The 24847-nt window shown below is 35.1% G+C and carries 16 protein-coding genes; 11 read left to right on the forward strand and 5 right to left on the reverse strand.

Annotated elements, in window-relative coordinates; all coding sequences use genetic code 11:
• Positions 1 to 131 precede the first annotated feature (131 nt).
• Both BMY39_RS02610 and BMY39_RS15040 read left to right on the forward strand, forming a co-directional pair.
• Positions 132 to 722: a riboflavin synthase gene (locus BMY39_RS02610; RefSeq protein WP_092574985.1), complete on the forward strand. Its 591-nt coding sequence runs from the start codon at positions 132 to 134 to the stop codon at positions 720 to 722.
• A gap of 75 nt (positions 723 to 797) precedes the next feature.
• On the forward strand, positions 798 to 989 hold the full coding sequence (locus BMY39_RS15040) for a hypothetical protein (protein ID WP_177176529.1): 192 nt from the start codon (positions 798 to 800) through the stop codon (positions 987 to 989).
• Positions 990 to 1219: 230 nt separating this feature from the next.
• Here BMY39_RS15040 and BMY39_RS02620 read toward each other — a convergent pair whose 3' ends face one another.
• Both BMY39_RS02620 and BMY39_RS02625 read right to left on the reverse strand, forming a co-directional pair.
• The gene (locus tag BMY39_RS02620) at positions 1220 to 2095 is read right to left on the reverse strand and encodes a helix-turn-helix domain-containing protein (RefSeq protein ID WP_092574989.1); all 876 of its coding nucleotides are present in this window, start codon (positions 2093 to 2095) and stop codon (positions 1220 to 1222) included.
• Positions 2096 to 2550: 455 nt separating this feature from the next.
• A complete protein-coding gene (locus BMY39_RS02625) occupies positions 2551 to 3651 on the reverse strand; it encodes a DUF4382 domain-containing protein (RefSeq protein ID WP_092574991.1) in 1101 nt (366 codons plus the stop codon).
• 157 nt (positions 3652 to 3808) lie between these two features.
• Between BMY39_RS02625 and BMY39_RS02630 the strand changes: the two genes are divergently transcribed.
• The 4 genes from BMY39_RS02630 to BMY39_RS02650 all read left to right on the forward strand — a co-directional run bounded on the left by BMY39_RS02630 (position 3809) and on the right by BMY39_RS02650 (position 9319).
• The gene (locus BMY39_RS02630) at positions 3809 to 4567 is read left to right on the forward strand and encodes an SDR family NAD(P)-dependent oxidoreductase (protein WP_092574993.1); all 759 of its coding nucleotides are present in this window, start codon (positions 3809 to 3811) and stop codon (positions 4565 to 4567) included.
• A gap of 26 nt (positions 4568 to 4593) precedes the next feature.
• Entirely contained in the window at positions 4594 to 5727 is a 1134-nt protein-coding gene (locus tag BMY39_RS02635) for an ATP-binding protein (RefSeq protein WP_092574995.1), read from the forward strand.
• Between the two features lie 367 nt (positions 5728 to 6094).
• On the forward strand, positions 6095 to 7462 hold the full coding sequence (locus tag BMY39_RS02645; protein ID WP_177176530.1) for an HNH endonuclease: 1368 nt from the start codon (positions 6095 to 6097) through the stop codon (positions 7460 to 7462).
• 390 nt (positions 7463 to 7852) lie between these two features.
• Positions 7853 to 9319, forward strand: coding sequence for a vanadium-dependent haloperoxidase (locus BMY39_RS02650; RefSeq protein ID WP_092574999.1), 1467 nt, complete (start codon positions 7853 to 7855; stop codon positions 9317 to 9319).
• A gap of 243 nt (positions 9320 to 9562) precedes the next feature.
• Here BMY39_RS02650 and BMY39_RS02655 read toward each other — a convergent pair whose 3' ends face one another.
• From BMY39_RS02655 to amaB, 3 genes are all read right to left on the reverse strand, one after another.
• The gene (locus BMY39_RS02655) at positions 9563 to 10753 is read right to left on the reverse strand and encodes a DUF1501 domain-containing protein (protein ID WP_092575005.1); all 1191 of its coding nucleotides are present in this window, start codon (positions 10751 to 10753) and stop codon (positions 9563 to 9565) included.
• A gap of 2 nt (positions 10754 to 10755) precedes the next feature.
• A complete protein-coding gene (locus BMY39_RS02660; protein ID WP_092575008.1) occupies positions 10756 to 12141 on the reverse strand; it encodes a DUF1800 domain-containing protein in 1386 nt (461 codons plus the stop codon).
• Positions 12142 to 12362: 221 nt separating this feature from the next.
• Positions 12363 to 13916 carry an L-piperidine-6-carboxylate dehydrogenase gene (amaB, locus tag BMY39_RS02665; RefSeq protein WP_092575012.1) on the reverse strand — a complete coding sequence of 518 codons (1554 nt, stop codon included), beginning with the start codon at positions 13914 to 13916 and terminating at the stop codon, positions 12363 to 12365.
• Positions 13917 to 14037: 121 nt separating this feature from the next.
• On the opposite strand from amaB, the gene BMY39_RS02670 reads away from it, so the two are divergent.
• The 5 genes from BMY39_RS02670 (at position 14038) to BMY39_RS02690 (ending at position 24846) form a co-directional block, all read left to right on the forward strand.
• The gene (locus tag BMY39_RS02670; protein WP_092577584.1) at positions 14038 to 15087 is read left to right on the forward strand and encodes an isoaspartyl peptidase/L-asparaginase family protein; all 1050 of its coding nucleotides are present in this window, start codon (positions 14038 to 14040) and stop codon (positions 15085 to 15087) included.
• A 34-nt stretch (positions 15088 to 15121) separates the two neighbouring features.
• Positions 15122 to 16306: a S41 family peptidase gene (locus BMY39_RS02675; RefSeq protein ID WP_092575016.1), complete on the forward strand. Its 1185-nt coding sequence runs from the start codon at positions 15122 to 15124 to the stop codon at positions 16304 to 16306.
• A gap of 117 nt (positions 16307 to 16423) precedes the next feature.
• Positions 16424 to 21994, forward strand: a complete 5571-nt coding sequence (locus BMY39_RS02680; RefSeq protein ID WP_092575018.1) for an alpha-2-macroglobulin family protein — start codon at positions 16424 to 16426, stop codon at positions 21992 to 21994.
• Positions 21995 to 24346: a penicillin-binding protein 1C gene (pbpC, locus tag BMY39_RS02685; protein WP_092575020.1), complete on the forward strand. Its 2352-nt coding sequence runs from the start codon at positions 21995 to 21997 to the stop codon at positions 24344 to 24346.
• 116 nt (positions 24347 to 24462) lie between these two features.
• A complete protein-coding gene (locus tag BMY39_RS02690; protein WP_177176531.1) occupies positions 24463 to 24846 on the forward strand; it encodes a hypothetical protein in 384 nt (127 codons plus the stop codon).
• Position 24847: the final 1 nt, after the last annotated feature.

The raw sequence follows: 24847 nt of genomic DNA on the forward strand, positions 1-24847 counted from the left end.
AATTTTGGTTTACTTTATTATCCACTTCTTAAGTTCACTAAATTTCTTCTATTTCCATGTTTTCAAATTTTGAAATGAAAAAATTCACGTACTTTTGATGTGCAAATTTAACCAAATAAACACATAATACTATGTTTACGGGAATTATTGAATCACTAGGAATGGTTACCAATTTAACGCACGAAGAAGATAACCTTCATATTACCATAAAAAGTGATATTACCAGCGAGCTGAAAATAGACCAAAGTGTTGCCCATAATGGTGTGTGTTTAACAGTGGTAAATATTAACGAGGATAACTATACGGTTACGGCTATTCAAGAAACTCTTAATAAAACAAATTTAAATACCCTGAAGGTGGGGGATGAGGTAAATCTAGAACGCGCCATGAAATTGGGTGATAGACTAGATGGCCACATAGTACAAGGGCATGTAGATCAAACCGCTATTTGTACCAATATTGAGAATGCAGATGGGAGTTGGTTTTTTTCTTTTGAATACGATGCTACCTTAAATAATATTACTATTGAAAAAGGCTCTATTACAGTTAATGGTACAAGCTTGACAGTGGTAAATTCTGGAAAAAACACGTTTAGTGTTGCTATTATACCCTATACATATGAGCACACTAACTTTAAACATTTTAAGAGAGGAACTAAAGTGAATTTAGAATTTGATGTCTTAGGAAAATATATTGCAAAATTGATGCATAATAGAATCTAAAAGCGCTATTTCTTAAATAATTTCTTTCCGCCATAAAATAGAGCAACTAAAACACCTATAAAGACACCACCATCAATGGGAAGGCCTACAGGAGGTGGAGGTTGGGGAGGCGGAGGCATATCGCCACTACCCTGTGCAACACATACAACGCTTATTAATACAAATAAGATTGAGGCTAATATTCTTTTATTTTGTATCATCATTGGGACGCAAATGTATAAAAAAAAGGGCGCTACTAAAAATATTACATCAAAAAAACATCTATGAACGGTTAAAAATATCGATAAAAAACACTTTTTTTTAACCTATCTTTTAGATTTCTAACGTAAAAACACTTGCAAAAAGTATAGCTAGATGTAAATTAATCCCTTAATTTTTACATAATTACAAAACAAATATATAAAAGATTTAGTCACTTCTGCTATTTCCAAATTAAAATATTATCATTTGATAACAATGGCTTTAAAGAAATTAAAAAAGCTGGAGTTGTACCAAATCTAAAAATCAGCAAAGAATGGGTTAAAATCACCTTCTAGAAAACGAGGTGGAAAGTCTAAATTTAACTTTTTCTGTAACGCTTTATCTTCCCATACAACTTTTAGACCTATTTGTAAATTTAAATTGTAGTTATCATCTCGTTCTGTATAGCCTGCAAACCTGTATGTTTTGTTTTTAAAACGCATAAAAAACCTAAAAAATTCGGCCATAATGTAAAATATAGTTTCGTTGCAATCTCCAGTAATATCGTACCTGTAAAATATAGGCTGTTCTTCCCGTTTATAATCAACTAAATCTTCAGCTTTTAAATCTTTGTTAGTTATTTCCCTATGTTTTAGTTTTAAATATGTTGTTTCTTTTAATGGGAGTACAATACAATGTCCGGCATAATACCCAGCCTTACCCACTATTACTAGATTAATTTCTGGAAGTAATTTAATAGCCTCTTTTATGAGGTTGGCATTCACGTAACTAGCATCTCTTTTTTGAGCATCTATAAATTTTTCTATGTGCTTAAAATCATAGTCGAAATCTATTGTTCTTAAATTATCGGTTGTAATTTGAATTTGATCTTTGTACCAACTAAGTTTCGGTAATGGATTATTCTGTTCTGATAAAGCGTATTTATTTATCTTAAAATCATAATAGGTGGGAATTGGTATATCTGCATTTAAATTATGAATCAATTGATACGGCATGAGTGTTTCAAGAACAATGGACTCCTCGTTTTCTGATTTTATTAGTGTCTCATTATTTTCCCATCGTTGCAAAGTTCTCAGATCGATATTCAAATTACTCGCTAATTTTAGCTGAGAAATATCGTAATACATGCGATAGTCTTTAAAAAGTTCTCCTATGGAATTGTACCGTTTCATAAAGGGCAGTTTGCCGTAAATATAATAAAACAGGATATTATAAAATGTAAAAGAAAAAAATGCGCTGACATCACATGTCGTACAGTTGTAAAAAACCCTACTTTATATTTGCACCTCATAAGAGACCTTAATTCCTAACTTAAGGTTAATTGGGGAGATTGAAGAGAATAGTTAATAGCAACAAGGTTAATTCTCTTGAAAAGGCAACGTTTATCGTTGCCTTTTCTAATTGTAGTAAGAATTTCATTGATGCATATTTTAAAATAGCCAATGTTTTTTAAATTCTTATATGGATGGGAATGATATAGGTATGAAACCTAAAGTGTGTGCTACTTTTTATTTATCTAGAAACCGAAATACATAAAAAAAATCAGAGGATACTATTTGTATCCTCTGAGATTTATATCATTTAAAATCGACTTAAAGCCTCTAACAGCCCTATAAGAACGTTAACTTTATTCTACAATTAGAGTAGCATCTAATTCTTTGGCTTCACCAGGTTCAAGCGTAACATCAATTTCTTGGGTTACGTAACCTGTGGCACTAAATGTAACTTTATAGTCTCCTGGAACAATATTTTCAATACTATATTCACCAGTTGCATCGGTATTTACACTAGTACTATTTGTATCATTAATTGCAACCGTTGCAATAACATCGGTAGCTAACCCAGAAACGCTTCCTACTAAAGAGGCTGGTTTTAAACTCAGCGCAATAGTTTCATCAATAATTGTAACTTCACCTTTAGTTACAGTAACTCCTTCAACTACAGTATCTGCATAATCAGAATCATCATCAGTTGGCATAATTACCACATCATAAGTTCCTGGAGGGACTCCCCACAATGCAAATTTACCTGTATCGTCGGTGTACGCCGAAATTACAAAGTCATCATCTGTTTCTGGAGTGCCCATGTCGTCTACTAATACTGAAGCCATAACAGGAACATCAGACGGACTAACCGTGCCTTCTATAATGCCAGAATTAACTTCTGCACTTACATACAAAACAGGTTTTAAAATAATATTTCCAGAATTTCCTGCAATTACAATGGATTTTTCAACATCAAAATCTAAAACAAAATCATAAACAAACCCTTCTTGAATTTCGGTGTTTACTTTTAATTTTAATCCAGATTGTTGTCCGCTAGGTGTTTTTAAATCAAACGTTTCATCTTCATCGTTTTCATCTTTAATTACAATAGTATTGCCATCTCCTAAAACCAATCGCATTTGGGTTAGTTTCCCTTCAGGAATTGGGAATCTATCTACTAGAACTTTACTAATACCTCCAGTAAAATCTAATAAATCCACAATACCGCTTTCGGCTTCTAAAGACATCCAACCGTTATCATCATCGCTGTTATCGTCCATCTTAATCATAACGTCAACTACTTCAACATTAACTGCTTCAAAATCCCCAGGAGCATCAACGAGCCTTATGGAAATAGTTGGTGCTTCAGCATTGGTTTTTGTTGTATCGGAATCATCACACGACACCAGAAACATTAAAAAAACGAATGAAAATACTAACTTTAAATACTTTGACAATTTCATAAATCTATTTTTTTCTTTAAAATTTACGACAAAATTAAAGTCTTAGACGTTTAAATGTTGTTCAAAACCGAAAAAACAGTAATGCAATCGATTAAAAATTCGATAAACGGTAAAAGTAAATGTCTTTTGAGTATTTTAGGGTCAATAAATTATAAAAATGAAGAGAACAGCATTTATAACAGGAGCCACAAGTGGTATTGGTGAAGCCACAGCCTATGAGTTTGCAAAACAAGGCATAAGACTTGTACTATGCGGAAGGCGCTTACATAGACTTAATACTATTAGAGAAGCTTTAGGCAGGTTAACCGATGTCCACATTTTAAGTTTTGATGTAAGAGATAAACAAGCAACTTTAGATGCCATTTCTTCTTTGCCCGAAGCATTTAGTAAGATTGATATATTAATCAATAATGCTGGGAATGCACACGGTTTAGATCCTATTCAAGATGGTAGTTTAGACGACTGGGATGCCATGATGGATATTAACGTAAAAGGCTTATTGTACGTAAGTAAAGCCATTATTCCACAAATGACGTCGCGTAAATCTGGACACATCATTAATATTGGGTCTTCTGCGGGAAAAGAGGTATATCCTAAGGGTAATGTGTATTGTGGTAGTAAGCACGCCGTTTTAGCTATTACGGAGGGGATGCGCGTAGATTTAAACCCATTTGGTATAAAAGTAGGCGCTATAAATCCTGGTTTGGTGGAAACCGAATTTTCTAAAGTACGTTTTAAAGGCGGTAAGGAAGCCGATGCTGTATATACCGGTTTTAAAGCGTTGCAAGCAAAGGATGTTGCCGAAGTGATTTATTTTGCAGTGTCTAGACCTGCTCATGTTAATATTGCCGATGTTTTGATGTTCTGCACAGCTCAGGCTAATAGTGTTACGGTTAAAAAGAGCCTTGACGATTAAGTGATTCTGTCTATCAGAAAGTATCTATGATTAATAAACGCTTACTTATTAAACATCTTCTAGCTCATAATGATGAGAACAGTTTTTATGACAAAAAGCGAAAAATTGATATAAGTTTTAAAGAAGGAAAAGCTAAGTTTTTAAAACATATTTGTGCGCTTTCCAATAGCAATCCCAAAAACAATTCCTACATGGTTATTGGTGTTGAGGATGAGGACAACAAGATTATTGGTGTAGATTTTTTTGATGATAGTAAAATTCAAAATTTAATTAATGCCTATTTAAACAATCCGCCTATTGTTCAATATGAAAACATACCGTTTCCGCATTTACCAGACGATAAGGTTGTGGGTTTGGTAACCATAAGACCTATTGGGAAACTTACCGCGCTACGAAAGAATATCTGGAAATACTATGGTGGTTCTGTGTTTTTTAGAGATGGTAGTATGAGTATGCCCAAGGTGTTTAAAAGCGATATTAAAGACGTAAACTCTAAGATTGTTGAGGCCATAGAACGAAACGCTCAAAACAATATTGAGCATACTTTGGATGGCGTAATAGACTTTATGAATACGCGTAAAGACTTTAATGCACAGTATAAAGTGTTTAAGGAATATTTTGTGGTGTGTTGGGCAGGACAAAAGAAAATCGTAAAAAACGAAGTGTTTTATTCTAGAGTAGATATTGAACTAATAAATGAGCAGGTGCGATTATTTTTTTCAGCTTTAGATGAAGTGTCCATTATCATTACAGAGGATACTTTTGAGATTATTGAATATGTGAATCTTGGTTACCAAAAGAACTTTAAATATTACCCTTTAGAAGAAACCACTATTAGCTTTCAGGATAATGCCCAATATAACATAGATACCAAATTATTGTTTGAGCCGCCACAGTTCAATAAAAAAACATTGTATCATATTTATAATACTAATAATGCACTTTTAGACAAATTAAAAAAGGGACTCACCTTAACTGAAAACGAAATTTTAGATCTTAAGCAATTGCCTTCTACATATTTGCTTTGTTATTTAAATGATTTTCAAGATGCTTTAACCAAACTTCAAGAAGCAAAAGACTATTTAAAAGCTCAAGGTAATGGTATTTACCTCCTATATAAAGAAACCATGCGCATTTTAAGAAAGGTAAAGTACAATTAACATTTGTTTATAAATTTAACTATAATTTAATGTTGAGGTATTTTTATTTTACGAAAAAATAGTATGTTTGCACCGCTATTAATCATTTTAACTAAACCTTGTGCTCCAAATCGAAACAGAGTCAAGGTTTTTTTATGTCCTAGTTTTTACTGGCATCCTCATTTTGTTGTGATATTAAGAGCCTTTTTATTTGTTATCTAACTAGACTACCACGGGCGATACAGCTTGATTTTGTATAAATTTTCAACTACCTTCGTTTAATTGCGGATATTAAGCCATACCAATGACACATATGCGTGAACACGTTGGGCTTCATTTCCAAGCAACCGTAATCCGAACTTAAAAAGAAAAACAAAAAAATTAAAAATTGAAACTAAAAACGATTGGCGATATTTTATTTTGGGCTTATTCTAATCTTGCAATGGCTCACGTTGCTTACAAAGATAAATCTGAAAAATATACATCCAAACATTTTGGAATAAGAAATAGATTATATAGAGGCTTGAATAATGGAGAAATGAACATAAAATCATTTTTCGATGATGAACGCCTGAAAATGATTTTGCCTCAATCTTGTAATTATTGCGGTTCAAAAGAACATTTAGCTACCGACCATTTAATTCCACGAAAAAAGGGAGGTTTAGATATTGGAGAAAATTTAGTTTGGGCTTGTAGGTCTTGTAATAGTTCGAAATCAGATAGAGATTTAATCGATTGGATGAATAAAAACGGAAAAGAACCTTCTATTCTAATCTATCGAAGGTATCTGAAAATTTTAATTACTTATTGTCGAGAAAATCAAATCATTAATGAAAACATAGAAAATATTGGAAAGTTAAATTTACCTTTCAATTTAACTTTAATCTCTGACAAGATAATTCCAATTAGTTCACTAAAACTTTGGGTAACAGAAATTGAAGATAAAACTTATAGAATTGCAAATTGGAATGTTGAAAGACCAAAAATCGGAACAAAGAAAACTAAATTAGTTATTGAACAAATTAATAAAATAAATGCAGATATATTTATATTAACAGAGACAAGCAATGCTATAAATTTAAAACCATTTTATAAAGCTGTTAAATCAATTCCTTTTGACAGAAACCCAAATGAACAATGGGTTACAATTTGGTCAAAATGGGAAATTAAAAAAGAAATTGAAACATTTGACAATAAACGAACAACCTGCGCATTAATAAAAGCACCTATTGGAGATTTAATAATTTACGGAACTATTATTCCTTATCATATGGCTGGAGTAAGTGGAAAGCGCTATGAATTTTCGGGCTATAAAGCATGGGAACTACACGAAGAAGATATTATAAGACAAAGTAACGACTGGAAAAAGATTCAATCCGAAAATAATAATATTCCTTTCTTCGTAATTGGAGATTTTAACCAAACAAGAGATAATTTACCAAAAGGTTATGGAACAATAAGCGGAAGAGATTTATTAACAAAAAAACTTAAAGAAACTGAATTAACCTGTTTAACTGGAATAGATTTTTCAAAAACAAAACAATTGAGCATTGACATTAAAAAAGGAAAAGTAAGGAGAAATATTGATCATATTTGTGTAAGTACTAATTGGTTAAACTCATTAGAAAATTACGAAATCGGAGCTTGGGATAATTTTGACAAAAATGGAAATTATATGTCTGACCATAATGGAGTTTATTTAGAATTTAAGAAAGAAAAAAAAGAAAGACTAACAAAGAACTTAGTTAAAAAATAAGCAATTTTAGGCTAATGTTGCAACGAAGTTCTCATTATAAGGTTTTCTTGATTTGGCAATAGTAAAGGCCTGTTTTAATAGTATGTTTGCACCGCTATTAATCATTTTAACTAAACCTTGTGCTCCAAATCGAAACAGAGTCAAGGTTTTTTTATGTCCTAGGTTTTACTGATATCCTCATTTTGTTGTGATATTAAGAGCTTTTTTTTGTTATCTAACTAGACCACAACGGACGACACAGCTTGATTTTGTATAAATTTTCGACTACCTTCGTTTAACGGCACATATGCGTGAATACATTGTGTCTCATTAACGAAATTAATCCCAGAAAATCGAGATAAATTTTTCACCTTTTTTTTTAATTTGGAAAGCTAAAATAAAACCATAATAATGAAAAGAATATTATTGTTATCATTCATCACCTTATTTTTCTTTGGGTGTAAGGATAATCAAAACAAACAGCAAAGTTCGGTTGAAATAACTGAACCCAAAGGAGTTGAAAATATTGCTTATAAGTGGGGGCAAATGGCGTTGACCGCAACAGCTAACGATACAGAAAAGTTTAAACCAAGACCAACAATAACCTCTAGATATTTAGGCTTAATTTTTGTTTCAATTTTTGACGCTTGGTCGCGATATGACAAAAAAGCAATTCCTGTTTATTTAAATAATGTAGAAAGGACACCAGAAAAAGAGCATTCCTTAAGAAATAAGGAAATAGCCATAAGCTATGCAGCATTTCGAACAATGAATGAATATTACTATTCTGATAAAAAACTATTTGAAGATTTTATGATACAATTGGGTTTAGACCCGCGCAATGATAGTCTTGACCCAAACACACCAGAAGGAATTGGGAATTTAGCTGCTAAAGCAGTTATTGAAGCTAGAAAGGGAGACGGAGCAAATCAATATGGAGAAGAAGAAGGATCAAATGGCGAACCCTACTTTAATTACGTTGGCTACGAACCAATAAATTCAGCTGATAAAAACGTTGATGCAAATCGTTGGCAGCCAAAATATTTTTCGGATGGAAAAGGAGGAACATTTGCCCCAGGTTGTTTGACACCATTTTGGGACAAAGTAAAACCTATTGCCTTAAAATCAGGCGACCAATTTAGGCCTGGTCCTCCACCAATGATTGGTTCTGAACAATTGGAGAAAGAAGTACAAGAAGTAATTGAAATGCAAGCCAATTTAACTGATTACCAAAAAGCTTTAGTTGAATTTATGCGTGACGGTCCACAATCCGTGCAACAAGCAGGACATTGGTTGAAATTTGCACAAGATGTTTCAAGAAGAGATAATCATACCCTAGACCAAGATGTAAAAATGTACTTCTATAACCAAGTAGTGGCAATGGATGCTTTTATTGCGTCTTGGGATTCCAAGATGTTTTATGATTATGCTAGACCATATGCATTAGTTCACAAATACTACGAGAACCAAAAAATAAAAGCTTGGGGAGGAGAAGGAAAAGGAATGATAGAAATGGACGGAAAACAATGGCGTCCTTATTCGCCAGAAACATTTTTGTGCCCCCCATTTCCAAGTTATGTTTCAGGGCATAGTACAATTAGTGGAGGATGTGCAGAAGCATTGAAAATGTGGACTGGAAGTGATGAATTTGGTTCTAGTGCCGAATTAGTTGCTGGTGCAATGACAGAACCAGATAATTTGGGAGAAAAAATAACCTTGGAATTTCCAACTTTTACAGAAACAGCAGAAATGGCTGGCATCTCAAGAGTATTAGGTGGCTACCATATACAAGCTGACAATGTAGCTGGACTCGAATTAGGTCGGAACGTGGCAAAAGAGGTTTGGAAATTCTATAAAAAACATATAGGAGAAAAATAGCTAGAAACAAACTTAAGATGCCCATAGGTAATTGCTGGTTCTCGGCTACTTTGGAAATTCGTGCGGTATTTCCAACTTGGTGTATAGTGGAAAGTTAAGCGCAAAATTACGCAACTACTTATGACCTAGACGGTTAAACCAACCCTGAAAAAAAACTAAAAAATTAGTTTGAAAACCTAAATGGTAAAGAGGCAATCCGCTTGCCCTGAGCTTGTCGAAGGGAGGGGTAACGCCCAAATAATTTTAAATAAAATCTAACTGGCTAAACGATTTGTTCAGTACTTTTTTATCGTCAACCTCAAGCCATTTATCCAACACTGTGGCATAAATAGTCCTAAAATCTATTTCGAATTTTAAGTCGCCATTATCATCTAAATTACTCAAGTTAGCCATGTCGTTGTAAAAGCCTTGCTTCTTGAGATTTTCACCAATTACGAATACATTGTTTGCGGTGCCATGGTCTGTACCCACGCTGGCATTTTGTTTTACGCGGCGCCCAAATTCAGAAAAAGTTAAGATTAAAGTATCCTTAAATGTGCCATTGTCTTTTAAATCTTTTACAAACGTTTCAATACCTTCGCTATATTGCCCTAATAAGCGTTTTTGAGTATTTAGCTGATTTGCATGGGTATCAAAACCGTTTAAGGAGGTGTAAAACACTTTTGTGTCTAAGCCGGAGTTTATAAACTGTGCCGTAGTTTTTAATTGTTTGCCAAATTTATTATTGGGATAGTCTTGAGAGGTCGACACGGTTTTACTGGTTTCGAAAATATACTTTGCCGAAGATTGTGCAGCAATCATAGACTTGTACAAATAGCCTAGGTTATGCTCGCTTAGATGCGCATCGTTTTGATGTCTATGAATATTTTTGAAATACGGGTCTTTGGATAAGTTCTGAAATGCTTTTGGGTCTTTTGTGGCTATAGCATTCACGTTTTCGCCTTTCATGGCCAACGATAAACTGTCGTCTACCTCAATCGCAGAATGGGGATGCTTACCGTAGTTATCTAAATATCTACCTAACCATCCACTCTGTGAGAATGTATCAGCATCTGATGCAGTTTGCCAAATATCCATAGACCTAAAATGCGACCGTACCGGATTTGGATAGCCCACATTATTTATAATAGACAAATAACCTTGATCGTAAAGCCGCTTTAACGGTGTTAAACTTGGATTTAAGCCAACCTCGTCGGTTAATTTTATTACATCAAATTTAGAAATGCTCAAACTTGGGCGCTCCTTATAATAAATATCGTTGTTAAAAGGGACTATGGTGTTTAACCCGTCATTACCCCCTGAAAGCTGAATAATTACCAAGCGTTTATATCCTAATGTACTGCTAGCTACTTGTTCGAACGCTCTCACAAAACTGGGTACAAAAAAGAGGCTACTTGCTAATGATGACTGTTTTAAAAATTTTCTCCTATCCATAACTAACACATTTGATATTCTGGCAAAGACATTAACTGTATGCAATATTCTTGTTTGGAATTTTTCTGTAAAGTGTCAAGATAGTTTTTAGTATCTGTGTTAATATCACACGCCAAAATATATTCCTGCAAACTGTTCAATTTTACATTTTTATAGGTTTTATTAAAGTCATCCCAATTTACATCCGTTTTTATCCATCTGCCATATGTTTTATTGAATTTTGCGTTCATTTCTTCAGATAAAACGCTACCATGGCCTTCCTTAACTTTTGAAATATAACCACTATTAAGTAACATGGAAGGTAATTTTAAACGTAACACTATGGTATTGCTATCAATCCAATTTCTGCCACCTTTCCACCCAGCTACATTGGGAGGGTCTAGTAATGTTTGACCTAACAACCTTTGAATGTATATAAGTTGTTTCCGGTTTTTAAATTCTGTTGGCACCACCGTTTTTATACCCACTAAAAATTCTATGGGGGACTTTATTTTATTACCTATATGTTGTGCATCATAAAACCAATCTGCTAATAGCATATGGCGCATTACGGTTTCAATATTATAGTCTTTGTAAAACACATCGGCCAGTTCATTTACGTGGTTTTTGTTTATGGTTTCACTCACAAAATATTTATATAACTTTCCACAAATATATGTGGCACATTGCTTCTTATTCAGAATAATATCCACAATATCTTCTCCTGAAAAATTGCCGGTTTTCCCAAAAAAGGTCTTGTCTTCAAAATCGTGCGCCCATTTTCTAAACACAAATTCACCTTTTATATTATGGGAATATCCTGTAAATGCACGCGCACTTTCCTTAATATCTTGCTCGGTATACTGTCCTTCACCCAATGTGAATAGTTCCATGAGTTCGCGTGCAAAATTCTCATTGGGTTTGTGTTTTCTGTTTTGTTTGGTGTTGAGGTATTTGGTCATTGCCGCTTCTTTTGAAATGGCATTTACAAAATCCCTAAAATTCCCAAGAGCGTATTTGCGTAAGGTGTTATTGAAGTTCTGTATGTAAACAATATTGTTATCCTCACAAACAAAGTGGTTCGCCCAAAAAAGCGTCATTTTTTCCCGTAGAACCTCTTTGGAAGTAGATAACCTTTCAATCCAAGCAGCATTCAGTTCCATTTGTTTCTGGCGACTCATTTTTTGGATTTCCATACGGGTTTTTGGGTCTAATTTCTCGCTCATCATTCCAGAGAAAACGGCTTTAATTTCAGAAGTGTCAACCTCTAATGCTGTATGTGAAGAAGAACTCTTAAAAAGGCCACTTACAATGTGTTTTTTATTCTTTTTAGATAGCTTTTCTAATTCTGAAGGTGAAATTCCAAAACCAACGCGCCAGTATAAATGCTGTATGTGTTTCTTCTTCATATTATAAAGTTTAGCGGGTTGATGGCAATATAAATATAACCCTTTAGACTTTAGAAGTTTAAAAAGGTTTAATCTTACCTATGAAGATACGAAAAAATACGGCTGAAGGTGGGCGTATTAAAAGGTTTAGTAACAAGTTTCCAAATCAGCGTTTCCTTCTCTATTAATCATTTTAATGAGGTAAACCTTGCTCACAAAAAAGTTCGCGGACGCAATTTTATTTACAAATCAAACTTAATACCTTGTGCTAAAGGCAATTCTGTAGTGTAGTTGATGGTATTGGTTTGTCTACGCATATAAATTTTCCAAGCATCAGAACCAGATTCACGTCCACCACCAGTATCTTTTTCACCACCGAAGGCACCTCCAATTTCAGCTCCAGAAGTCCCAATATTTACATTGGCAATCCCGCAATCCGAACCTGAATGTGATAAGAAGCGTTCTGCCTCACGAAGATTGTTAGTCATAATTGCTGATGATAAACCTTGAGCTACATTATTTTGGATGTCTATGGCATTTTCAACGTCTCCTGAATATTTTAATAAATATAAAACAGGCGCAAAAGTTTCATGCTGAACAATTTTAAAATCAGGTTTAGCCTCTGCAATGGCTGGTTTTACATAACAATTACTTTCGTAGCCTTCGCCTGAAAGCACACCGCCTTCAACAACTATGGTACCGCCTTCTTCAACAACCTTTTTTAATGCTTGTGTGTACATTTGTACTGCATCGGTATCAATAAGTGGGCCTACATGATTGTTCTCATCCAAGGGATTTCCAATGCGTAATTGTTTGTAGGCATCAACCACAGCTTGTTTTACTGTATCATAAACAGATTCATGAATTATTAAACGACGCGTAGATGTACAGCGTTGTCCTGCAGTGCCCACAGCTCCAAAAACAGCACCAATTACGGTCATTTTAATATCGGCATCTGGTGTTACAATAATGGCGTTATTACCGCCTAGTTCTAAGAGCGATTTCCCCAAACGACCAGCTACTTCCTGCGCTACAATTTTTCCCATTCTGGTTGAACCTGTTGCGGAAATTAATGGAATACGGGTGTCTTTGGTCATAAATTCACCTACCTTATAATCGCCATTTATTAAGCAAGAAATACCTTCGGGCAAGTTGTTTGCTGCAAATACTTCAGCAGCTATATTTTGACATGCGATACCACATAACGGCGTTTTTTCAGAAGGCTTCCAAACACAAACATCACCACAAATCCAAGCTAGAGCTGTATTCCAGGACCAAACTGCTACGGGAAAATTAAATGCTGAAATAATACCCACTACACCAAGCGGATGATATTGCTCATACATTCTGTGTCCTGGACGTTCTGAATGCATAGTGAGTCCGTGCAACTGGCGCGATAAGCCTACTGCAAAATCACAAATATCAATCATTTCCTGTACCTCGCCCAAACCTTCCTGATAACTTTTTCCCATTTCGTAGGATACCAATTTCCCTAGTGCTTCCTTTTTTTCTCGTAATTTATCTCCAAACTGACGTACGATTTCACCACGTTGAGGTGCGGGCATTAATCGCCATGTTTTAAAGGCATTTGTAGCAGCTTTCATAACGGATTCATAATCTTCTTTTGTTGTAGATTTCACTTTCCCAATTAACTGCCCGTCAACTGGGGAATAACTTTCAATAGTTTTTCCATTCGAAAAATTATTAGCCCCTGTAGAAGTGCCTTTGTTTATGGCGTTTACTCCTAAGATTTGAAGTGCGTTATCTATACCGAAATCAGATGCTACTTTGCTCATTAATTATTGATTTGTTAATTAAATTGAAATTATTTGCGAATATACTAATAAAAAGTCATTTTTATTGAATTTCACTAATGATAAAATTAGTAACTTTAAAACTTTAAATGAGACACTTTTTATGAAGAATAGCATCTTTTTATTTAGCATTATTGTTACCTTATTTTCATGTAAAAACGAACCTGACATTGAACGCAAAATAACAGCGGATACTACAGAAAAGGCAGCGTTTTCTATTGTGATACATGGTGGTGCCGGAACCATTAAAAGAGCATATATGACACCTGAAAAAGAAGCCGCTTACCAACAAAAACTTGAGGAAGCTATTCGTGTAGGCTATAACATTTTAAAAAATGGAGGTACAAGTTTAGATGCCGTAGAAAAAACTATAAATGTTATGGAAGAGTCTCCTTTGTTCAACGCTGGCAAAGGTGCCGTTTTTACTCACGAGGGCACCAACGAACACGATGCTTCTATTATGGATGGTAAAACCTTAAACGCAGGGGCATCGGCAGGAACCAAAATAGTAAAGCACCCTATTAATCTGGCGCGAGCGGTTATGGAAAATTCACCACACGTAATGTTATCTAGAGAGGGTGCAGAAATGTTTGCTAAAGCGCAAAACTTGGAAATTGTAGATCCTAGTTATTTCTACACCGAGGATCGCATGAAATCCCTAGAACGCGTAAAAGCTTCTGAGAATAAAAACGTAGCTTCATTTTATGACGGAACCCTGAAAGACTCAAAATATGGTACGGTAGGTTGTGCTGCTTTAGACAAACATGGAAATTTAGCTGCTGGCACGTCAACTGGGGGTATGACGAATAAACGTTGGGGACGCATAGGTGATGCGCCCATAATTGGAGCGGGCACTTATGCCAATAACAATACCTGTGCTGTGTCTAGTACTGGTTGGGGTGAATATTTTATTCGTGGTATGGTGGCTTATGATATTTCAGCATTAATGGAGTATAAGGAGCTTTCTTTAGCTGAAGCTGCAAAAGAAGTAATTCAAAAAAAGTTACCGCGTATTGGTAATGGAGAAGGCAACGGCGGCATTGTTGCTGTTGATAAAAATGGCAATATCGTCATGGAGTTTAATACCTCAGGAATGTATCGTGCTGCTATGAATGATAAAGGCGAATTATATATTGGCATGTACAAGGATTAATACAACATTTTATATATTCACAAAAAAAAGCTAAATGACTAAACGCTTTCAATTTAGTATCCTTATCGTTTTTAATTTTTTATGGGTTGGCGCTATAAATGCTCAGTCTTGTAACTGTTCTAAAGATTTTGATGCCTTAGATAGATTACTTCAGAAAACGCCCGCTTATAAGGATAGTAAGGCCACTTATCAAAAAACATTTCAAAATTTAAGTTCTAAATTAAATACGATAACATCTGATTATGAATGTTTGGTTTTGCTTAACAAATTGGCATTAGCTGTTAATGACAATCATATCAACGTTTTTGGAATGCCCGAAAGTAAAGGACAATATATAACCAATACAACGATAAGTTTAGATAGTTTGAAACAGGAATTATCCAAACGCCCTTTTACGGATATTGAAGGGGTTTATAAGCTTCCAAGTTATGTAACCTTGGGTGTTTATAAACATAACCAAGATTATATAGGTATTATCTTGGAATCTGAGTTGGAAAACTGGAACGCTGGAGAAATTATGTACACCTTGGTTCCTTATGGAGAAGATTTGATGCTTGCCATTTTTGGTCAGCAAAAAAACAAACGTATGGTGGCCGTATCCGAACGTATAAAAAATGGGATGTTTTTAAAACTAGGATTACGGAAACACCAGGATATTAAACCATATCACTTAGCACCATCACGCGACTCATTATTCATAAGAAAAGAGTTAAACGATAAAACAACCTATATAAAAGCAGGAAGTTTTGATTCTTTTTATCCAGTATTGTCGGATGCTGAAGCATTTTATAAAACCTTGGAAAATTCATTATCAAAAGAAAATTTAATTGTCGATTTACGAGATAATACAGGAGGTGGCGAACGCAATTCTGATGTTTTATTAGAAATTTTAACTCAGTATTCTGCAAGCAACAATATGTTTGTATTAATAAATCATAACACCGCTAGTAATGCAGAACAATTTGCAGTAAAGTTAAAAAAGCTTCCTAACACCAAAATTCTAGGAGATAAAACTCAGGGTACACTTACCTACGAATTGAAAAAGAACATTTCAAACCCTTTACCTTGCAAGAAATTTGTGGCTATTATAACCTCTAAACGCCATAAGGAATATCTGCCTTTCGAGTCTGTTGGTGTTGCTCCAGATATGTATTTAAAATATGATTCTGACTGGATAGAACAAGCAGTAAAAATTATAAACAGGCAATTAAAATATTAAGAGTTCTTTAACAGATAAGGATAGGCTAAATATAATTATGTGGACGTATCTAAATTAAAAGGATTCCACCTACGCTTTCGTTTTTTAAGTATTTTGTTAATCTAAACGCTCATCTTTATGTCATTCAAAAAACTCGTTGCTATCACCATGGTAATCGTGCTAGCTGTCTCCTGTAAAAAACAAACTGTAGAAACTGATAACCTTTTCAAATTTAGAGATTATATCAGCTATACCACATCTGGCATCACATCGGTAGCAAGCCCAATTCAAATAAATTTAGCAAACGAAGTTAAGGGGTGGGAAATGGGACAGGAAATCACCGGCAATATCGTTTCCATCACACCGCATGTTGAGGGAAAACTAAAGGTGGCTAATACGCATACCTTACTTTTTAAACCCGATGAACATTTAGAGCCAGATACAGAATATACCGTCGCTGTTAAACTTGATGATATTTACAGCAATATGCCCAAGGGTTTTGGTAATTACACTTTTCAATTTAAAACCATTACACCAAGTTTTAATGTGGTCACCAATAATTTGCAGTCCTACGGTAAAGAGTGGCAATACATGGAAGCTGTTATAAAAACTGCTGACGTTATTGCTTTAAAAGATGCTAAAACATTAGTAGAGGCCTCACAAAACGGAAAAAAATTACCTTTGGTTTTTAACGAATTAAACCAAAGCTCCAAATACTTTGAGTTTAAGATTGACAGCATTTACCGTTTAGTTGACGATACTGAAATTACAATAAAATGGAACGGGAAGAGTATTAAAGCACAAAATAATGGCGAAAACAGTGTTGCTATTCCGGGTCGAAATAACTTTACTATAGTAGATACCGAAGTAACCCAAACCCCCGAACAATTTTTGAGTATCAACTTTTCAGACCCCTTAAAAAAACAACAGAATTTTGATGGCTTGGTATCTATTCAGAATGTTAACAATCCGCGATATATTGTTGATGGTAATGTGTTGAAAGTGTATCCAGACACAAAACTTGTTGGTAGTATTCAGGTAGATGTGTTTCAAGGTATCAAAAATACCGAAGGTTATAAATTGAAAAAACCGTTTTCCGAAACTATTGCTTTTGAAGACTTAAAACCCCAAGTAAGATTAATAAGCAATGGAACCATTTTACCTAATTCCCGAGAATTAAAATTTAATTTTGAAGCGGTGAGTTTAAGCGCTGTTGATGTTCGCGTCATTAAGATTTATGAAGATAATGTGCTTCAATTTTTACAGGATAATAATTTGAACAGTAACAACCGCTACGATATTAAAAAAGTAGGGCGACGCATTACGAAACAAACCATTCAACTACAAACTGCAGCAGAAAACACAGGAAAATGGAAAGCCTACAGTATCGATTTATCTAAATTTTTTAAAGCTGATGCTGGGGCGATTTATCGCGTGGAATTAAGTTTTGGTAGGCGTTATTCGTTGTACAATTGTGAGGCAAATGCAAATACTTCGAATATTGAAAATGATAGTTATGATGATTATTACACGGAAGATTATTATGAAGACGACTTTACAGATGTTGCTTCGGCAGATGAGGATTTGCGCGAAGAAATGTACTGGGATAATCTATTATACCGCTACAAAAATTATACCTACAATTGGCGGGAGCAACAAAATCCCTGTCATGATGCCTATTATACCGAAAGTAAAATAGTATCACAAAACATGTTGGCTTCCAACTTGGGTGTTATCGCCAAACGAGGGGCCAATAATTCCTATTATTTTGCGGTAACTAATATTTTGAATACCGAGCCTGAGGCCAATGCAAAAGTAACGCTGTATGACTTTCAACAACAAGAATTAGAAAGTAGAACGACGGATACTGAAGGATTGACAATTATTGATGCCGATAATTACGCCAACTTCGCTATTGTTTCAAAAGGAAATAACACCACTTATGTAAAATTACAGGATGGTAACTCATTGTCCTTAAGTAAGTTTGATGTGTCTGGCCATCGTTTACAACGCGGGCTAAAAGGCTATCTCTATGGCGAGCGTGGGGTTTGGCGACCTGGAGACACCTTGCATTTAACATTTATGTTAAACGACAATGCCAACCCGTTACCAAAACGCCATCCTATAAAATTAGAAATCACTAATCCTAATGGTAAACTGGTGTATAAAAATGTAACTGCCGATAATCTTAATAATTTCTACAAATTCACGGTACCAACTTCAACAGAGGATAAAACAGGAAATTACAGCGCCAAGGTTTCTGTAGGTGGTGCAACTTTTAATAAAACGCTTAAAATTGAAACGGTAAAACCTAATCGCCTAAAATTAAAGGTTGATTTTGAAAATGATATTTTAACCAATAACAAACCTCTAAAAGGTACTTTGGATGTAAAATGGCTGCATGGTGCACTAGGAAAAAACTTGAAAGCTGAAGTCAAAGCGAAATTTAGTGCTGCCTTCACCGCTTTTAATAATTATAAAAACTACACCTTTAATGACCCTACACGAAACTTTGAAACGGAAGAACTAAATGTGTTTGAAGGGAAGGTGAATGAAGAGGGTTTAGCAACCATAAATAAAACACTGAATATTGGCAAAAATGCACCAGGCATGCTAAACGTACAATTTTTGGTGCGCGCTTTTGAAAATGGGGGTGATTTCTCCATGGATGCTTTCACCAAAACCTATGCGCCTTACAATACCTTTGTAGGCTTACGGTCGCCAAAAGGGAACGCTTATGGTTCGTTTTTTACAGATGAAAACCAAACCTTTGATGTGGTTGCAGTAGATGAAAAAGGCAAACCTATACAGCGCAACAATTTGGAAGTAAAAATATATAAAGTAGAGTGGCGCTGGTGGTGGAATTCATCTTATGATGATTTAGCGAGTTACGTATCCAGTAGCTATCATAGGCCCTATAAATCCTTAAAGTTAAATACCGATGCCAACGGAAAAGCTAATTTCAAAGTGAATATCCCAGATGAAGACCGTGGCCGTTATTTGATTCGAGTTTTAGACACAGAAAGTGGTCACGCCACAGGAAGGACCGCCTATTTTTATAAAAACTGGTGGCAAAAAGCACCTTCTAACGATAAGGAAGCGGCTAAAATGTTGGTGTTTTCTGCTGACAAAGAAACTTATAATGTAGGTGAAACTGCTAAAATTACTTTTGCTTCGGGAAGCGAAGGGCGTGCTTTGGTTAGTATTGAAAACGGCACGGAAGTATTGGATTATAAATGGGCAAAAACTGCTAAAGGCGAAACGGTTGTTGATATACCAATTTCAAAAGAAATGGCACCAAACGTATTCGTTAATATCTCGTTGTTACAACCTCATGCCATAACAGCTAACGATTTACCAATCCGTTTATATGGTGTTATTCCTATAATGGTAGAAAACCCAGACACGAAATTGTATCCCGAACTGCAAATGCCCAATGCTCTAAGTCCAGAACAAAGTTTTGAAGTAAAAGTTTCAGAAAAAAACAATAAACCCATGACGTACACTATTGCTATGGTTGAGGAAGGTTTATTGGATTTAACCCGTTTTAAAACACCGAATGCTTGGAATGAATTTTACAAACGGGAGGCTTTAGGCGTAAAAACCTGGGATGTGTTTGATGATGTGATTGGTGCGTATTCAGGAAGTATCGATCAGGTATTTGCCATTGGTGGAGACGGTAGTGCCGCAGCCGGTAAGAACAAAAAAGCAAACCGTTTTAAGCCTGTAGTTACCTATTTAGGGCCATTTAAATTGGATGCAGGCAAAACAAAAACACATCAAATAAAATTACCAAATTATATAGGTTCGGTACGCACTATGGTTGTGGCTGGAAATAATGAGAATGAGGCATATGGTAGCACAGACAAAACCGTTCCTGTAAAAAAGCCTTTAATGGTGTTGGCTACACTTCCAAGAAAATTAAGCCCGGGAGAAAAAGTAACATTACCTGTTACCGTTTTTGCGATGGAACCTAAAGTGAAAAACGTAAATATTAGTTTGAAATTAAGCAATGGCATTTCGGCAGTAGGTGAAACTTCAAAAAATTTAAGTTTTGCAAAACCCGATGAGCAAATGGCATATTTTGAATTGGACGTGAGTAAAGCTAAAGGTATTAACACCGTTGAAGTAATTGCAACAGGACATGGAGAAACGTCTAAATATAAAGTTGAATTGGATGTAGTGAATACAAACCCAATAACTTCAAAATCCATCGATAAAACCTTAACGGCAAATGCATCAGAAGCTATAGATTTTTCAACGTTTGGTGTTATGGGAACAAATTCTGCAACGGTAGAGTTTTCCACCCTCCCTCCTATGGATTTTACACGTCGTTTGGCATATCTCATTCGTTATCCTCACGGATGTGTGGAGCAAACCACCTCAAGTGTCTTTCCACAGTTATTTTTAGAGGATATTTTCGATTTGACCTCAAATAAAAAGCAGAAGATTCGCAAAAATATCGAGAACGGCATCAAACGCTTAGGATATTTCCAAAAACCCAATGGGGGTTTAAGTTATTGGATGGGAGAAGCTAGCGCTAATGATTGGGGCACCAGTTATGCAGGACATTTTATGATTGAAGCCGAAAAGAAAGGTTATGTATTACCGTTAACCTTTAAAAGCAATTGGTTGACATACCAGAAGCAAGCGGCTAGAAATTGGCGACCAAGTTATCGTACCTATAATTCTGATTTGGCACAAGCTTATCGACTATATACTCTAGCGTTAGCGGGTAGTCCAGATTTGGCAAGCATGAACCGTTTACGGGAGTTTAGTGAAATCTCTAATGAAGCCAAATGGCGATTGGCAGCAGCCTATGCTTTGGCAGGACAAAAAGAGGCTAGCGATAAACTGTCGCAATCGGCAAATATTAACTTTAAGCTGCAACGCTATAACTATTACACGTATGGGTCTTTAGATAGAAATCGTGCGATGGCTTTAGAAACTATGGTGCTAACCAAAAACCCTAAAACACGAGAATTAGCAGAAACCATTGCCAAAGATTTATCTAGCAACCAATGGATGAGTACGCAAACCACGGCTTACAGCTTGCTAGCCATTGCTAAAATGGTAAGTGCTAACGGTGGTAAAGCACTACAAGTAAACTATACCATTAACGGAAAAACAGAAAAAATAGACACTAAAAACGCTATTGCGCAACGTGAATTGTATATAGTGGATGGTAAAAACCGTTTGTTATTGAATAACACCAAGGAGAATGTAGTGTATATTCGGGTGCTGAACTCCGGAAAACTATCGCTTGGACAAGAATTGACCGAACAACGTGGGTTGAGTGTTTCAGTGCAATACAAAGATTTACAAGGCAATCGTATTGATGTTTCTAAATTACATCAAGGTCAGGATTTAGTAGCTGCCGTGAGTGTAAGCAACTTAAATAATAGCGCAGTAAATGATGTGGCTTTAACCGAAATATTTCCATCGGGATGGGAAATTGTAAATACGCGTTTTACCGCCTTCGGAAACACCACAACAAGTGCAGCAAGACATACCGATATTAGAGACGACCGCGTATATTTCTATTTTGATTTACCTGCAAAGGGAAAACACAGTACCAAAACCTTTAATGTAATGCTGAATGCTGCCTATTTAGGTACGTATTATTTACCAGGAATTCAAGCAGAAGCAATGTATGATGATGAATTTTTGGTGCGAACTAAAGGGCAATGGGTAACGGTTGAAAGATAAGTGTATAAGAATTTTAGAAATATTAAAAAACGTAAAGTAAGGTATTTAGTTGTTTCATTACTTCTAGTTACCTACTATTTTTGCTTACCAAAACAACTTTTTAAAGCCCCCACAGCTACAGTAATTAAAAGTGCAACTAACGATTTGTTAGGTGCTCAAATTGCTAAGGATGGCCAATGGAGATTTCCGCACAACGATAGTATTCCTAAAAAGTTTAAAACCTGTATTATTCAGTTTGAAGACGAATATTTTTATAAGCACCCTGGATTTAATCCGGTGTCTATTTTTAAAGCACTTTGGGATAATTTAAAATCTGGAGGTGTAAAACGCGGTGGTAGCACCTTGACACAACAAGTCATAAGATTATCTAGAAAAGGACAAAAACGCACCTATTTTGAGAAGTTAAAAGAACTGATTTTAGCTACACGTTTGGAATTTCGAGAATCTAAAGATAAGATTTTGGCTTATTATTCAAGTAATGCACCTTTTGGAGGGAATGTGGTGGGGTTAGACGCTGCGTCATGGCGGTATTTTAATAGAGATGCTGCTGAATTATCTTGGGCAGAAAGCGCAACTTTAGCAGCACTACCAAATGCACCCAGTTTGATTTATCCTGGAAAAAACCAAAAGCATTTATTAAAAAAACGAAATCGTCTTTTAAAAAAACTATTAAGTAACTCAATAATTGACACTTTAACCTATGAATTATCAATTGTTGAAGGATTGCCACAAAAGCCTTATCCATTACCTCAAATCGCGCCACATTTGTTACAAAAAGTAAGCGAAAATTATCACGGACAATTTGTAAAAACAACCATAGATAAACTACTTCAAGAACAGGTAAATCATATAGTAAAGACGCATTATAATCAATTAAGTCAGAACGAAATTTACAATGCAGCAGTACTAATTTTAGATGTAAACACTAGAAAAGTTTTAGCATATGTGGGTAATGCACCAACAGATAATACACACCAAAAAGATGTTGATATTATTGATAAACCAAGAAGTACGGGCAGCATTTTAAAACCTTTTTTATACGCCGCTATGTTGGATAGTGGCGATTTATTGCCCCACACCTTAGTCGCCGATGTGCCCACACAATTTGGAAATTATAACCCCGAAAATTATAACAAAACCTATGATGGTGCAGTATCCGCGAGTCGTGTATTATCTAAATCGTTAAATGTTCCTGCCGTTAGAATGTTGCAAAAGTTTGGGCTAGATCGGTTTCATCATTATTTAAAACAATTGCAGCTAAAGGATTTAAAATATGAAGCAAACCATTACGGCCTATCGTTGGTTTTGGGTGGCGCCGAAAGCAATCTATGGGATTTGTGTAAAAGTTACGCGGCATTATCCTCTACTTTGAATCATTTTTCAGAAACCTCAAGTGAATATTTTTCAAATGAATTTTGTGAACCTAGTTTTATAGCTTCTGAACGTATAGATTTTGGACAAAAAACATCGGATAAAACATTGTTTGATGCAGCTTCAATTTATTTGACCTATGAAAGCATGAAAGAAGTTAATCGGCCTGAAAGTGATGAAAGTTGGGAGTTTTTTGATGGCTCTAAACAAATTGCTTGGAAAACTGGCACCAGTTTTGGATTTCGCGATGCCTGGGCTATTGGCACCACCAAAGATTATGTAGTTGGTGTTTGGGTGGGAAATGCTGATGGTGAAGGGCGCCCTGGATTAGTTGGCGTTCAAGCTGCAGCACCTATTCTTTTTGATGTATTTGATGTGTTACCCAATAGTGATTGGTTTGCAAAACCTTTTGATGAGATGCAAGAAGTTTCTATTTGTAAATTGAGCGGTTATCGCGCTTCCGCTGATTGTGATGCTGTAGAAGATCAATACATACAACAAAGCGGATTGAAAACACAACCATGTCCGTATCATGTTTTAGTGCACTTAAACAATAATGAAACCTATCAGGTTAACTCGTCTTGCGAAGACGTTTCGAATATTATTCATAAGTCTTGGTTTGTGTTACCACCCATAATGGCACATTATTATAAAACCAAAAATCCGTTTTACAAACCATTGCCAAAATTTAGAAGTGATTGCTTGGGTGATACCTCAGTTTCTATCGATTTTATTTACCCTAAAGCAAATAACACTATTTTTTTACCTAAAGATTTTGATGGGGAAACCAACGACCTCATCTTGAAAATTGCACATTCTAAACCCGAAAGCACAGTATTTTGGTATATTGACAATACTTTTATGGGCAGTACGAAAGACATCCACGAATTAGGTATCAAACCAAAATCTGGAAAACATTGGATTATCGTGGTTGATGAATTTGGAAATGAAGCGAAACGATGGATTGAGATTTCAAAATAAATATAGCTTTTTAAGCAACCTTTAATTTTTCTTTACATCTATAGATAAAATACTTCATGAAAATATTTATACTTTTTCTCTGTTTCTTATGTTTATTTTCTTGTAACGAAGATAACGTGTGTGAAGGAGATCTATTTGAACAATTCCTTTTTATTGAAATTGTTGATGAAAGTGGAAATAACCTCATATCTAACAACACATTTAATTCAAGCGATATTATTGTAAGTAATTCTAGTGGATACGAAACAATTAATCCAGTTCAAAATATTTTAGATAAGAAAAATCTAATTGTTATTCTTGTAAATGGAAAACAAGGTAGTAATACATTTAACATTCAATTGTCCAATTCAATAACAGATACGCTTATTATGAATATAAACAATGAAAGAACTGAACCACCATGTTCTGTAACAATTTCTACTCTAAATTCAGCAGCATACAACGGTGTAAACCAAATATTGAAAGATTTTGAAGGCTACCTTATTACGATTGTAAAATAAT

Source organism: Hyunsoonleella jejuensis (assembly GCF_900111025.1).
Taxonomy (GTDB): Bacteria; Bacteroidota; Bacteroidia; order Flavobacteriales; family Flavobacteriaceae; genus Jejuia; species Jejuia jejuensis.